The 13,863-nt window shown below is 68.8% G+C and carries 10 protein-coding genes and 2 tRNA genes; 9 read left to right on the top strand and 3 right to left on the bottom strand.

Annotation, left to right across the window (positions count from 1 at the left end):
* Positions 1-18: 18 nt before the first annotated feature.
* Complete coding sequence (locus C1C97_RS02510; RefSeq protein WP_233542673.1) at positions 19-1,623, top strand: MFS transporter; 1,605 nt, start codon at positions 19-21, stop codon at positions 1,621-1,623.
* 662 nt (positions 1,624-2,285) lie between these two features.
* On the opposite strand, the gene C1C97_RS02505 is transcribed toward C1C97_RS02510, so the two are convergent.
* Positions 2,286-2,359, bottom strand: a tRNA-Gly gene (locus C1C97_RS02505).
* 189 nt (positions 2,360-2,548) lie between these two features.
* Between C1C97_RS02505 and C1C97_RS02500 the strand changes: the two genes are divergently transcribed.
* The 6 genes from C1C97_RS02500 to C1C97_RS02475 all read left to right on the top strand — a co-directional run bounded on the left by C1C97_RS02500 (position 2,549) and on the right by C1C97_RS02475 (position 7,750).
* Positions 2,549-2,621: transfer RNA gene (locus C1C97_RS02500), tRNA-Pro, on the top strand.
* A 103-nt stretch (positions 2,622-2,724) separates the two neighbouring features.
* Entirely contained in the window at positions 2,725-4,062 is a 1,338-nt protein-coding gene (gene tig, locus C1C97_RS02495; protein WP_121029882.1) for a trigger factor, read from the top strand.
* Positions 4,063-4,357: 295 nt separating this feature from the next.
* Complete coding sequence (locus C1C97_RS02490; protein WP_199712185.1) at positions 4,358-4,960, top strand: ATP-dependent Clp protease proteolytic subunit; 603 nt, start codon at positions 4,358-4,360, stop codon at positions 4,958-4,960.
* A 50-nt stretch (positions 4,961-5,010) separates the two neighbouring features.
* Positions 5,011-5,673 carry an ATP-dependent Clp protease proteolytic subunit gene (locus tag C1C97_RS02485; protein ID WP_110920318.1) on the top strand — a complete coding sequence of 221 codons (663 nt, stop codon included), beginning with the start codon at positions 5,011-5,013 and terminating at the stop codon, positions 5,671-5,673.
* 148 nt (positions 5,674-5,821) lie between these two features.
* The gene (gene clpX / locus C1C97_RS02480; RefSeq protein WP_110920317.1) at positions 5,822-7,117 is read left to right on the top strand and encodes an ATP-dependent Clp protease ATP-binding subunit ClpX; all 1,296 of its coding nucleotides are present in this window, start codon (positions 5,822-5,824) and stop codon (positions 7,115-7,117) included.
* A gap of 30 nt (positions 7,118-7,147) precedes the next feature.
* The gene (locus tag C1C97_RS02475) at positions 7,148-7,750 is read left to right on the top strand and encodes a mycothiol-dependent nitroreductase Rv2466c family protein (RefSeq protein WP_110920316.1); all 603 of its coding nucleotides are present in this window, start codon (positions 7,148-7,150) and stop codon (positions 7,748-7,750) included.
* Between the two features lie 218 nt (positions 7,751-7,968).
* On the opposite strand, the gene C1C97_RS02470 is transcribed toward C1C97_RS02475, so the two are convergent.
* The gene (locus C1C97_RS02470; protein WP_121029880.1) at positions 7,969-9,072 is read right to left on the bottom strand and encodes an alpha/beta fold hydrolase; all 1,104 of its coding nucleotides are present in this window, start codon (positions 9,070-9,072) and stop codon (positions 7,969-7,971) included.
* Positions 9,073-9,079: 7 nt separating this feature from the next.
* Positions 9,080-11,731, bottom strand: a complete 2,652-nt coding sequence (gene valS / locus C1C97_RS02465; protein ID WP_121029879.1) for a valine--tRNA ligase — start codon at positions 11,729-11,731, stop codon at positions 9,080-9,082.
* A gap of 135 nt (positions 11,732-11,866) precedes the next feature.
* Between valS and C1C97_RS02460 the strand changes: the two genes are divergently transcribed.
* Positions 11,867-12,667: an SDR family oxidoreductase gene (locus tag C1C97_RS02460; RefSeq protein ID WP_110920313.1), complete on the top strand. Its 801-nt coding sequence runs from the start codon at positions 11,867-11,869 to the stop codon at positions 12,665-12,667.
* Positions 12,668-12,800: 133 nt separating this feature from the next.
* Positions 12,801-13,862, top strand: a complete 1,062-nt coding sequence (locus tag C1C97_RS02455; protein WP_121029878.1) for an ABC transporter substrate-binding protein — start codon at positions 12,801-12,803, stop codon at positions 13,860-13,862.
* Position 13,863: the final 1 nt, after the last annotated feature.

The raw sequence follows: 13,863 nt of genomic DNA, 5'->3' as shown, positions 1-13,863 counted from the left end.
TGTGAAGTTGACCGTTGAATGGCGGGCTTCTGGTGGGAACATGTGGCGTTAGCTGGTGATGCGGGTGCTGGCGGCTGCCTCGATGACGTCGACGGTGATTGTGTCGAGTTGGTTGATCTTCAGGATGCGTCCGATCTGGGGGAAGATGCGTTCGAGGAAGCGGAAGGTGCCTTGGGTGATGCGTTCGATCGTGACGATGGCCTGGGCATCGGTGAAGCCTTGGGGTCGAGTGCGCGGCTGAGGCGTTTCCAGTGGCGGGTCAGGATCAAGAAAATTTCCGCACGGGCGAAGGCGCGACAGCCGTGGGAAAACTCCGCGGATATTCTCATGGGCATGAACAACGACGTTCTTCCCAGCGCACCAGTGCCCCTCGGACGGGCGCGGGAGGTCCTCCGCCATCCTTCATTCGCGTTGTTCTGGAGTGCTACGACGATCCGTACTTTCGGGGGCGCGATCGCAGGGGTCGCGTTCCAGGTGCTCATCGTCACCACCGTGCACGCGACCCCAATGCAGATCAGCATCCTGAACGCTCTCGGCGTTGCACCGTATCTCGTGTTGGGATTTATCGTCGGCGCTCTCATGGACCGCTGGCGTCGTCAACGAACCCTGGTGCTGACGACCGTTGGACGCGCGGTGACGCTTGCAGTGGTCCCGGTGCTGCTCCTCACGGGCGCGCTGAACTTCTGGTCTCTGGGCGCGGTCATCCTTGTTCTAGGGGTCCTCACGCTGTTCTCCGACTCCGCCGCGCAGCCGTTGCTCCCACGCATCGTTCCACGTGGGTCACTGGTGATGGCGAATGCGCGACTCGGTCAGAGCGGAACTGTGGCGCAAACTGCCGGTCCACCACTTGGCGGTGTGCTCCTGAACCTCATCGGGGCGCCTCTCCTGTTTGTGTTTGAAGCGGCTGTCAATGTGGTCGCCGCCGTGCTACAGGCGCGGATTAAGGTCAAAGAGCCCAAGCCCGAGCCTCGCCCGCCGGGACGGTATGTGGGGCACGACATCATCGAGGGGATGCAGTACACCTACCGACACCGGACCCTGCGACCTCTCGCGCTCTCGGTCCACGTTTGGTTCCTCGGCAACAGCATCGTCACTACCGTGTTCGCCGTCTACGCCTTACGTGAGCTGGCCCTCCCGGCGTGGGCGTTCGGCGTCGCCCTGGCGGCCGGGGGTGTCGGCGGCTTCATCGGCGCTATGATCGCCCCCCGTGCTGGTTCTTGGCTGGGCGCCGGGCGATCGATCTTGTTGGGGCGCATCCTGGTCGTGATCCCGTGGCTCACGCTTGCGCTGACGCCGCTGGCCCAGAGCAGTACAGCTATCGCCCTCACCGTCGTCGTCGCCGCACAGTTCCTGTATTGCCTCGCTATGGGCACTGAAGACACCAACGAGATCTCCTACCGTCAATCGGTCGTGCCCGACGGGATCCAGGGTCGGATGAACGCCACCATCCGAACGGTGAACCGCATCGTGTTCTTTTTCGGGGCGCTCCTGACGGGTCTGATGCTGACGTTTTTCGGCTACCACCTGACGATCGGAATCGGCGCTGGTGTATTCTTCCTCGCCGCTCTCATCATTGTGTTCTCACCACTGCGTAATGCCCGGCAGGAGGACACCGTCACCTGAGCACGACCGCTGGACGGGCCTTCCGGGCGGGACCGGAGCTAGGTCTGGAACGCCAACGGAATCGTCCCTGGAAAACCGTTCCACGCGCGGTGCCGGCCTGCACCTGATCGTGCTAGGCCGCCAGTTCGTGACTGTCAGGTCCCACGGCACCTAGCCGGTCGTATCGTGCCGTCGGCGCTCGGGCACCAGAATGCAGTCGCGGAGGTACCAAATCGGGTGGTTGAAAGAGGCGACCTCGCTTCTTTCGTGGGTTATCAATGCACCAGTGGGGACGTCCCGCAGACACCGAACGCGGCCGGGTAGGGGCGGCACGAGCGTCGCAAACACGAACTCCTCGCCCATCCGCGCGAACACCAAAGCACCAGCATCGCGCTCGACGGCAATAGGCATCTCCCAAAGACCGCCAAGTGCGCCGCATACCGGTGCTGGAAGCTCGCCGCGTTATGATGCGCATCACAGTCGGCGGGCCCGGCGCGGTGACCGTGCGGCGTCGCTGGCCGTGGGGTGCGAGGCTCATGGGATTCGGCTGACGTGGAGCCCGGGACGGTTCCGCAAGACGGAGCGGGGTGTGGAGCCCGGGTCCACCCGACACTGTCCCGTGAAGCGGAGCCGGGACGCAGAGAACCCCGCGGCGACGGGCGCTGCGGGGTTCTCTCAGGGTCTGGAGGGGGCGACGGGAATCGAACCCGCGTAGCCAGTTTGGAAGACTGGGGCTCTACCATTGAGCTACGCCCCCGGGGACGTGAAAAGAGTACACGAGGCCCACAGGGGGTGCCACCCGACCGGACGCGCGCACCCGGGAATTCCGGGCGTGGCCCCGCGACACGATAGAGTGGACAGTTGTCGGCTCGCCGTGAGGTGGTCCGGCGCCCTCGTCCCGCCCGAGAGCGGAGCGAACGCGGCTCGTTTCCCGGGCACGCGACCACGGGGTGTAGCGCAGTGGCTAGCGCGCCTGCTTTGGGAGCAGGAGATCGCAGGTTCGAGTCCTGTCACCCCGACGTCTGAGCGTTGCCGTGCCCGGCACGGCCGCGTTCGAGGACCCACCGGACCGACCTCGGTCCGTTGCCGTAAGCACCCAACGACCCCAGGAGTACAGCGGAAGTGAAGAGCGCCGTCGAGAAACTCAATCCCACCGAGGCGAAGATCACCATTGACATCGCGTACGCGGATCTGAAGCCGTTCGTCCAGGACACGTACAAGGAACTGGCCAACCAGATCCAGATCCCGGGCTTCCGCAAGGGCAAGGTCCCCTCCAAGCTCATTGATCAGCGCGTGGGCTTCGACTTCGTGGTGGAGAACGCCCTGAACGAGGGCCTGAACAACTTCTACCAGCAGGCGCTCACGGAGAACGAGCTGACCCCGCTGTCGCAGCCGCAGGTGGAGGTGCTCTCCAAGCCCGAGGAGAACGACCGCGAGGCGGACACCAAGGTGGCGATCTCCGTGGCCATCCGCCCCGAGATCGAGCTGCCCGACTACAAGGGCCTGGAGGTCCAGGTGGAGGCCCGCGAGGCCACCGCCGAGGACGAGCAGAAGGCCCTGGACGAGCTGCGTGCCCGCTTCGGCACCCTCAAGACCGTGGACCGCCCCGCCGCAGAGGGCGACCACGTGACCCTGGACCTGCAGGCGCTGGTGGCCGGCGACGAGGTCGACGCCGCCAACGACCTCTCCTACGAGGTGGGCTCCGGAACCATGCTCGAGGGCATCGACGAGGCCGTGACCGGTCTCTCCGCCGGTGAGGACGCCACGTTCGAGACCACGCTGGCCGGTGGCGAGCACTCCGGCGCCGAGGCCACCGTGAAGGTCAAGGTCACCGCGGTCAAGGAGCGCGAGCTGCCCGAGGCCGACGACGAGTTCGCCCAGCTGGCCTCCGAGTTCGACACCATTGCCGAGCTCAAGGAGGACCTGAAGAAGCAGGCCGCCGAGTCCGCCGTGGTGGAGCAGGGCATCGAGGCCCGTGACAAGGTGCTGGACAAGCTCGTGGAGCTCATCGAGGTCCCCGTGCCCGAGAAGGTCATCGAGGACCAGATCGCCCAGCACTTCGACTCCGAGCAGGCCCAGGCCTCCGCGGAGCCGGGCCACGACACCGAGGAGCACCGCGCCGAGGTCCGCAAGAACGCGGAGACCGCGTTCCGCAACGAGATCATCCTCGACGCCGTGGCCGAGGCCGAGGAGGTCGGCGTGGAGCAGTCCGAGCTGATCGACTACATCATCAACATGTCCCAGCAGTACGGCATGGACCCGAACCAGTTCGCGCAGATGCTCGACGGCTCCGGCCAGGCCGGGATGATGGTGGGCGAGGTCCGTCGCCGCAAGGCGCTCGCCAAGGTCCTGGAGACCGCCACCGTCACCGACTCCAACGGCCAGACCGTGGACCTCTCCTCCTTCGTGGGGACCCCGGGCGAGGACTCCGCCGAGACCGAGGTCGCCGAGGCCGAGTGACACCCGGCGCCCGCCCCGTGCGGGCGCCGTCGAGACTGTCGTGAGAGCACCGCGGCTGCCCCGTCGGAACGGGGCGGCCGCGGTGTTTCGCCGTCCGCATGCGACCATGCGCCGCGAGCGAACAGGCGGCATCCCCGGCCGCGCGTGCCGGGACCGGCCACTACGCTTCTGAGACAGAAAGTGTTCATGGGGCCGGGTGCGCCGATCGCTCGCCCGGTTCCCGTCCAGAAGAAAGAGGGCATTCATGACCTCCACTCCCATTCAGCCGTACGGTGCCGCACCGGCCACTCCGCGTATGGAGGACATGGCACCGGGTGGTCAGGACGACTACGTCTACAACCGCCTGCTCAAGGAGCGCATCATCTGGCTGGGCTCCGAGGTGAAGGACACCAACGCCAACCTCATCTGCTCCCAGATGCTGCTGCTCTCCGCCGAGGACCCCGAGGCGGACATCTACCTCTACATCAACTCCCCGGGCGGCTCCGTGACCGCCGGCATGGCCATCTACGACACCATGCAGCTGATCCCCAACGACGTGGTGACCGTGGCCACCGGCCTGGCCGCCTCCATGGGCCAGTTCCTGCTGTCCTCCGGCACCAGGGGCAAGCGCTACGCGACCCCCAACGCCCGGATCCTGATGCACCAGCCCTCGGGCGGCATGGGCGGCACGGCCTCGGACATCCGCGTGCAGGCCGAGCTGATCCTCTCCATGAAGCAGCGCCTCGCCGAGCTCACCGCCGAGCAGACCGGGCAGACCCTCGAGACCATCCTGCGCGACAACGACCGCGACAACTGGTTCGACGCCCAGCGCGCCCTGGAGTACGGCTTCTTCGACCACATCGCGCAGTCCGCCGGCAACGTGACCGGTGGCGGCGGGACCATGAAGGACTCCCAGTAGTCCGCGTCCGCGCCGCCACGACACACCCACAGACTTCTCAGGACGGATCAATGAACCTCCCTCACGCCACCGCACCGCAGCTGCCCACCAGCCGCTACGTGATCCCCGACTTCGAGGAACGCACGCCCTACGGCTACCGCCGCCAGAACCCGTACACCAAGCTGTTCGAGGACCGCATCATCTTCCTGGGCGTCCAGGTGGACGACACCTCCGCGGACGACATCATGGCGCAGCTGCTCGTGCTCGAGTCCCAGGACCCGGACCGGGACATCACCATGTACATCAACTCCCCGGGCGGCTCGTTCACGGCCATGACGGCCATCTACGACACCATGCAGTACATCCGCCCCGAGATCCAGACCGTGTGCCTGGGTCAGGCGGCCTCCGCGGCCTCGGTGCTGCTCGCCGGCGGCACCCCGGGCAAGCGCCTGGCGCTGCCCAACGCCCGCGTGCTCATCCACCAGCCCGCCATGGAGGGCCAGGGTGGCGGGCAGGCCTCGGACATCGAGATCCAGGCCAACGAGATCATGCGCATGCGCACGTGGCTCGAGGAGACCATGGCCCTGCACACGGACAAGAGCGTGGACGAGATCAACCGCGACATCGAGCGCGACAAGATCCTCACCGCCAAGGAGGCCCAGGAGTACGGGATCATCGACCAGGTCCTGGACTCCCGCAAGATCAACAAGCCCTCCACGGTCACCCAGGCCTGACACACCGGCGGGTTCCACACGCACGGCCACGGCGCGAGCAGACGGCTCGCTCCGTGGCCGTCATGCGTCCGGAGGAGATTGGGCGCCCCGTGATCCGCTCGCCTAGAGTGGTCCCAGAATCTGCCACGACGAACTGTGAGGCTGACACATGGCGCGCATCGGAGAGAGCGTTGACCTGCTCAAATGCTCCTTCTGTGGCAAGAGCCAGAAACAGGTGCGCAAGCTCATCGCGGGCCCGCGCGTCTACATCTGCGACGAGTGCATCGAGCTGTGCAACGAGATCATCGAGGAGGAGCTCACCGAGGTCGCGGAGACGGACCAGACGGAGCTCCCCCGCCCGCAGCAGATCTACGACCACCTCCAGGAGTACGTGATCGGGCAGGAGCCCGCCAAACGCGCCCTGGCCGTGGCGGTGTACAACCACTACAAGCGCATCCGCGCCGGGGTCTCCGGGCACACGCTGGCACTGGCCGGCGCCGAGGGGGACGAGGAGGTCATCGAGGTGGCCAAGTCCAACATCCTGCTGGTGGGCCCCACGGGTTCAGGCAAGACCTACCTCGCGCAGTCGTTGGCCAAGAAGCTGGACGTGCCGTTCGCCGTGGCGGATGCCACGTCCCTGACGGAAGCGGGGTACGTCGGTGAAGACGTGGAGAACATTCTTCTCAAACTCATCCAGGCCGCTGATTTCGATCTCAAGAAGGCGGAGCAGGGGATTATTTACATTGACGAGATCGACAAGATTTCGCGTAAATCGGAGAACCCCTCGATCACGCGTGACGTATCGGGCGAAGGGGTCCAGCAGGCGCTCCTGAAGATCCTCGAGGGCACGGTGGCCTCGGTCCCGCCGCAGGGCGGCCGCAAGCACCCGCAGCAGGAGTTCCTGCACCTGGACACCACCAACGTGCTGTTCATCGTGGCCGGCGCGTTCGCGGGACTCGAGGAGATCGTGCAGCAGCGCACGGGCAAGAAGGGCATCGGCTTCGGCGCCCCCATCAGGGACACCGCGGACGTGGACATCGCCGGTCAGGTCCAGCCCGAGGACCTGCTGAAGTTCGGGCTGATCCCCGAGTTCATCGGGCGCCTGCCCGTGGTGACCACGCTGTCCAAGCTCTCGGTCGCGGACATGGTGCGCATCCTCACGGAGCCCCGCAACGCGCTGGTGAAGCAGTACCGCAAGCTCTTCCAGCTGGACGGCGTGGAGCTGACCTTCGACCCGCAGGCGCTCGAGGCGATCGCCGAGCTGGCCCTGGAGCGCGGCACCGGGGCGCGCGGTCTGCGCGCGATCCTCGAGGACATCCTGATGCCCGTCATGTTCGAGCTGCCGGGACGGGACGACGTCGCCGCCGTGCTGGTCACGGAGGACGCCGTGGCGAAGCTCGCGGACCCGGAGATCTTCACGCACGAGATAATCGAGGCGGAGCGTCGTCGTCACAAGTCGGCGTGACGCCCCGCGGAGGAAACGAAAGGAACTCTCATGGCTGAGAAGCAGCACGTCGATTTCTGGTTCGATCCGCTGTGCCCCTGGGCGTGGATGACCTCCCGGTGGATGGAGGAGGTCGTGCGCGTGCGGGACGTGGAGGTGGACTGGCGGATCATCTCCCTGGGCATCCTCAACGAGGACAACCCGGAGAACCACCACCACGGCCACGACGAGTCCATGTGGCTCGTGCGCGTGGTGGAGGCCGCCGCGCAGCAGCACGGGGACGAGTACTACAAGAAGCTTTACGACGCGATGGGCACCCGCCGCCACCCCGGCGGCATGGAGGACCCGGAGCAGATCATCACCGAGTCCCTCGCGGAGGTGGGCCTGCCCGCAGACCTCGCAGCGGCCAAGGACTCCACCGAGTACGACGCCGCCCTGCGCGCCTCCACGGACGAGGCACGGGCGGTGGCGGGGCAGGACATCGGCACGCCGTGCATCGCGGTGAATGGCGTGGGCTTCTTCGGCCCCGTGTTCACCCCCGCACCCAAGGGCGAGGAGGCCGGGAAGGTCTGGGACGGCGCGCTGGCGCTGGCCTCCTACCCCGGGTTCTACGAGCTCAAGCGCGGCCGCGAGAAGGGCCCGGACTTCAGCTGAGTCGTCTGACGCTCCATCGCATGTGAAGAACCCCGCCCCGGCGGCCCGCGACGGCCCCGGGGCGGGGTTTTTCGCGTCGTCCGCCCCGGGGACTGGACGCCCCGGGGGCCGAACCCCCGGCAACCGGGCGGCCTGTGGGCCACCGCGCCGAGTGTGCCGGCCGTGCATCCCGTCCCGGGACGCGGGGAAGCACCGGGCCCACCCGTGGCGCAGCCCGGTCAGTGACCGGCCATGCCGTTCACAAGCTCTTCCACGGCGTCGGCGAACCCCTGCGGCCGTGCGTTCATGACGTCGTGGGCGGCGCCCTCGATGATCCGCTCGGCCGGGTTTCCGAGCCTGTCCCGCGTGTCCTGCAGTGACCCGCCGGAGCGGGTGTCCTCCGCGCCCCAGACGATGGCGCGGGGCACGGCGATCGCGCGCATCTGGTCCTCCTCGAGGTGCAGGATGCCGCTGTGCCCGGCGCTGCCCAGGAGGGAGTGCTCCACGTCCCCCTGGGTCAGCGAGCGCATCCACTGCCGCGCCAGACGGGTGCCGTCGTCGCCGTCGAAGGCCGTGCACGCCGAGCCGCACGAGTTGGCCAGGGCCAGCCGGTCGAGCCAGGTCCACCGGGTGAAGACCCGGTAGGCGCTCGTGGTGTGGGGCAGCCGGGCGATGCGGGCCCGCCAGGTGCCGTCCCCGAGGTCCAGGTCCTGGGCGTCGCCGTCCGCGAAGACCACACCGCCCACCAGCTCCGGGTGCCACAGCGCGGTGCCGCCCGCCACCGCGGCACCCAGGGAGTGCCCGACCACCACGGGCCGTTCGATCTCCAGTGCCCGGATGGTCCCCGCCACGAGGTCGGCCTGTGAGCGCAGGTCCTCGGTGTCGCCTCCGCGGGTGAAGCCGGAGCCCGGCAGGTCCAGGGCGTAGACGTCCAGGCCCTGCGCGGCGATCAGGGGCCCCGCCGCGCGGAAGGCCACCGTGGACTCCGCGAATCCTGGGAGCAGCAGGATCGGCGCGGCACCGGGGGAGCCGTGGTGCCCCGCGGCCGCCCAGTGCTCCACGTGCACCGATGCGCCGTGGACCTCCACGAAGGAACCGGCATCGGCCTCCAGGGTCTCGGGCGGCGTGGTCAGGGCGTTGCCCACCACGCTGGCGACGGTCAGCGCCAGCAGGGTCACGAGCGCGACGAGCACGGCCCGACGCAGGACGCGTCCGAAGCGGGCGACGACGCGGCGGCCGCGGCCGCGGCTCTCCGTCACCTCTGCGGTGGCGGGGGAGCCGCCCTGCCGGGGCTCCGGGGTGCCCCGCGCCGTCGTCGTTCCGGAGCCGCGCCCGGCTGCCACGGTGGGATCAGCCCTGCTCGGTCTGCTCCAGGACCACGTCGCTCACCGCGAGCTCGCCCTCCGCGGCCGAGAGCGTGAGGTCCGCGGCGTTGCCCGCGGCCTGCAGGTCCTCGAGGCCCGCGCGCAGCTGCTCGAGCTGTGCCGCGGGTGCGGAGACCACGGCCGAGGTGACGGCGGTGCGCTGCTTGACCTTGGCCTCGGACTTGGACTTGCGCAGCCCGGACAGCGCCTCGCCCACCACGGTGAGCACCTCCGGATCGCCCTGCCCGGCGAGATCCGCCCAGCCGTCCGTGACGGGCCAGGACGCACGGTGCACGGAGCCTGCGCGCCACCAGGACCAGACCTCCTCGGTGGCGAACGGGAGGAACGGCGCGAACAGCCGCAGCACGGTGTCCAGGGTGGTGGCCAGGGCGGCGTGCACCGACGCCTGGGCCGCCTCGCCGCGGGAGCCGTAGGCGCGGTCCTTCACGAGCTCCACGTAGTCGTCCGTGAACGTCCAGAAGAAGGACTCGATCAGCTGCAGGGCACGTGCGTACTCGTACTCGCGGAACGCGGCTGTGGCCCGCTCCACCACGGTGGCCAGCTGGGCCAGCAGGGCGCGGTCCAGGCCGTTGGTCACCACGGCGGCGTCAGTGCCGGATCCCAGCACCGAGGCCTCCGTGACCCCCTGGGCCAGCACGAACTTGGAGGCGTTGAGCAGCTTGATGGCCAGGCGGCGCCCGATCTTCATCTGCCCCTCGTCGTACGCGGTGTCCGCACCGAGCCGCGCGGAGGCCGCCCAGTAGCGCACGGCGTCCGCACCGTACTTCTCGAGGACGTCGTTGGGGACCACCACGTTGCCCTTGGACTTGGACATCTTCTTGCGGTCCGGGTCCAGGATCCACCCGGACAGCGCCGTGTTGGTCCACGGGACGGTCCCGGCCAGGGTCTCGGCGCGGACCACGGTGGAGAACAGCCACGTGCGGATGATGTCGTGGCCCTGCGGGCGCAGGTCCATGGGGAAGGTCTTGGCGTGCAGCTCCTCGTCCACGCCCCAGCCCGTGGCGATCTGCGGGGTCAGGGAGGAGGTGGCCCAGGTGTCCAGCACGTCCGGGTCCGCCATGAAGCCGCCGGGCTGGTCCCGCTGCTCCTCGGAGTAGCCGGGCGCGGTGTCGGAGGCCGGGTCCACGGGCAGCTGCTCCGGGGCGGGCAGCACGGGGTGCTCGTAGTCCGGCTCGCCGGAGGCGTCCAGCGGGTACCAGACCGGGAAGGGCACACCGAAGAAGCGCTGGCGGGAGATCAGCCAGTCCCCGTTGAGCCCCTCGATCCAGTTCTCGTAGCGCGAGCGCATGAACGAGGGGTGCCACGCCATCTCGCGACCACGCTGAATCAGGGTGTCCCGGCGCTCGGCGTCCCGGCCGCCGTTGCGGATGTACCACTGCCGGGAGGTGACCACCTCGAGGGGCTTGTCGCCCTTCTCGTAGAAGTTCACGGGGTGCATGATCTTCTTTGGATCGCCGTCCAGGTCCCCGGACCCGCGGAGCATGTCCACCACGGCCTTCTGCGCGGAGAACACGGTCTTGCCGGCCACCTCCGCGTAGCGCTCGGCGGGTGCGCCCTCCGCGATCCACTCGGGCCGCTCGGCCTGGAAGCGGCCGTCGCGGCCGATCAGCGCGCGGGTGGGCAGGTCCAGCTCGCGCCACCACGTGACGTCGGTGAGGTCGCCGAACGTGCAGATCATGGCGATGCCCGAGCCCTTGTCCGGCTTGGCCAGCGGGTGGGCCCTGACTTCCACCTCGACGTCGAACAGCGGGGAGCGCACGGTGGTGCCGAACAGGTGCCGGTAGCGCTCGTCGTCCGGGTGGGCCACCAAGGCCACGCACGCGGGCAGCAGCTCGGGGCGAGTGGTCTCGATGAAGACCTTCTCGCCGTCCGGGCGGTGGAACGAGACGCGGTGGTAGGCGCCCTCGCGCTCGCGGTCCTCGAGCTCGGCCTGCGCCACGGCGGTGCGGAAGGTGACGTCCCACATGGTGGGGGCCTCGGCCATGTACGCGTTGCCGGCCTCGAGGTCCTTCAGGAACGCGAGCTGCGAGACCTTGCGGGAGTGCGCATCGATCGTGCGGTACGTGCGGTTCCAGTCCACGGACAGGCCCAGGGTGGAGAACAGGTGCTCGAAGACCTTCTCGTCCTCCACCGCGAGCTCCTCGCACAGCTCGATGAAGTTCTGGCGGGAGACCACGTCCCAGTCCCGCTGGTTCCTGGCGGGCTTCTCGGGCGGGCGGTAGCCCGCCACGTACGGCCGGCCGGGCTCGCAGCGCACACCGTAGTAGTTCTGCACGCGGCGCTCGGTGGGCAGACCGTTGTCGTCCCAGCCCAGCGGGTAGAACACGTTCTTGCCGCTCATGCGCTGGTAGCGCGCGATCACGTCCGTCTGCGTGTAGGAGAACATGTGTCCCACGTGCAGGGAGCCGGACGCCGTGGGCGGGGGAGTGTCGATCGAGTACACGGACTCCCGGTCCGTGTCCTCGCGGAACGCGTAGGTCCCGTTCTCGCGCCACCGGGTGGCGTACTTCTCCTCGAGGCCCTCCAGTGCGGGCTTCTCGGGGACGGTCACCCGCGCGGCGGCCGGTGCGTGGTCAGGGGTCCCGGGCGTGTCTGTACCCGTCGTGTCATGTGCCATGCCGCCAGTCTCTCACGGGCCTTTCGCGCGGTTCGAACCGGGCGGGGGACGACGACGCCCGCGCACCCTGCGCTCCCAGGGTGCGGCGGGCGCGGGACCCGGCCGGGCGGCGTCGTGCTCCGTAGACTTGCTGCCATGACGCAGAACACAGCATCGAGGTATCCCGCGCCGCACGCCCTGGGCACGGGGAAGGTGGCGGTGGTCTCGGGCGCCTCCACGGGGATCGGCGAGGCCACTGTGCGGCGGCTGCGCGCGAGCGGGTGGACCGTCTACGCCGTGGCCCGCCGCGAGGAGCGGCTCGCGGAGCTCGCGGAGCAGACCGGGGCGATCGCCGCACCCACGGACGTGACGGACCAGGCACAGGTGGACGCGCTGCGGGACCGCGTGCTGGCGGAGCAGGGGACCGTGGACGCCGTGCTGAACATCTCTGGCGGGGCCCGCGGCACCGACCCCGTGGCGGACGCGGACGTGGCCGGGTGGCAGTGGATGTACGACGTGAACGTGCTCGGCACCCTGCGCGTGACCCGGGCGTTCCTGCCCGCCCTGCGGGCCAACGGGGAGGGGACGGTGCTGAACCTCACGTCCCTGGCCGCGTGGCGCGCGTACGAGGGCGGCGCCGGGTACAACGCCGCCAAGCACGCCGAGCGCGCGATGACCGAGGCGCTGCGCCTGGAGGAGGCCGAGCACAACGTGCGCGTGATCGAGATCGCGCCCGGGCTGGTGCACACCCCGGAGTTCTCCCTCATGCGCCTGGGCGGGGACGCCGAGAAGGCAGAGCGGGTCTACGCCGGTGTGGAGAAGCCGCTCACGGGGGAGGACGTCGCGGAGGTATGTGCATTCGCCGTGGAGCTGCCGCACCACGTGGACATCGACACCCTGACCCTCAAGCCCGTGGCCCAGGCGGCACCCCACAAGGTGATTCGCAGCACGTCCTGAGGGCGGGCACCGCGGGGCCGTGCGGGGAGGAGCGGCGCGCCGCGTCTGCCCGGGGCCGAGCCCACTTGCCATCCCCGGAGGCGGTGAATTAGGTTAGGCTCACCTTATTAAATTCACCGCTCGAGGAGAGCCCATGCCCCGCGACTCGTCCCAGCCCCGTCGTCAGCTCAGCCGCCGCACCCTGCTCGGGTCCGGCCTCGCCGTGGCATCCCTGGTGGGGCTCACGGCGTGCTCCACCGGTTCGCGGGACGGCGGCGGGTCCGGCAGCACCCCGGGTGCGTCCGCCTCCTCGACCCCCTCCGACACCTTCCCCGTGACGGTCAAGCACGCCCTGGGCTCCACCACCGTGGAAAAGGCCCCCGAGCGCGTGGTGTGCGTGGGCGCGAGCAACACCCAGGACTTCGTGGCGGCGCTCGGCGTGATTCCCGTGGGCATGACCAAGATCGCGTGGGGCGGCAACGACAAGGGCTCCACGGACTGGTTCGACGCCAAGGTCTCCGAGCTGGGCGGGCAGACCCCCAAGACCATGGACGAGTCCGACGGCATCAACTTCACGGACATCGCGCAACTGAGCCCGGACCTGATCATCGCCGTGAACTCCGGTGCCACCAAGGAGGAGTACCAGTGGCTCACCAAGATCGCCCCCGTGGTCGCGTACCCCACGGGCCCGTGGGTGAACTCGTGGCAGGACATGCAGCGGGTCACCGCCAAGGCGCTGGGCCGCTCCCAGGCCGGTGACGACCTCGTGTCCCAGACCGAGAAGCTCATCCGCGAGCGCTCCGACGAGCTGGGCGACGCCAAGGGCAAGAGCTTCATCTACGGGGACGTCTCCCAGAGCCTGGGCTTCTACGGTCCCACTGACGGGCGCCCGCGCTTCCTCGCCGAGCTGGGCATGACCCTGGCCCCGGTGGTGTCCAAGAACATCTCCGGGGACCAGTTCTGGCGCGAGTGGCCCAAGGAGCGCGCGGACGAACTGGCGAGCGACATCTTCATGGCCGCCGCGGAGGACGACGCCCAGGCCGAGAAGTTCCGTACCGACGCAGTGCTCAAGACCATTCCCGCCATCAAGGCCGGACATGGACTGTTCCTCACGGACAAGCAGGACATGCTCTCCGGGAACTGCTCGTCCCCGCTGGCCATGTCACGTGCACTGGACGTGCACGTCCCGGCCCTCAAGAACGCGCTGGGGGCATAGG

The organism is Kocuria tytonis (genome assembly GCF_003226895.2).
GTDB classification, from domain to species: Bacteria; Actinomycetota; Actinomycetes; order Actinomycetales; family Micrococcaceae; genus Kocuria; species Kocuria tytonis.
The sequence above is the reverse complement of the archived record's forward strand: the minus strand, read 5'-3'. Positions and strand labels throughout refer to the sequence as shown.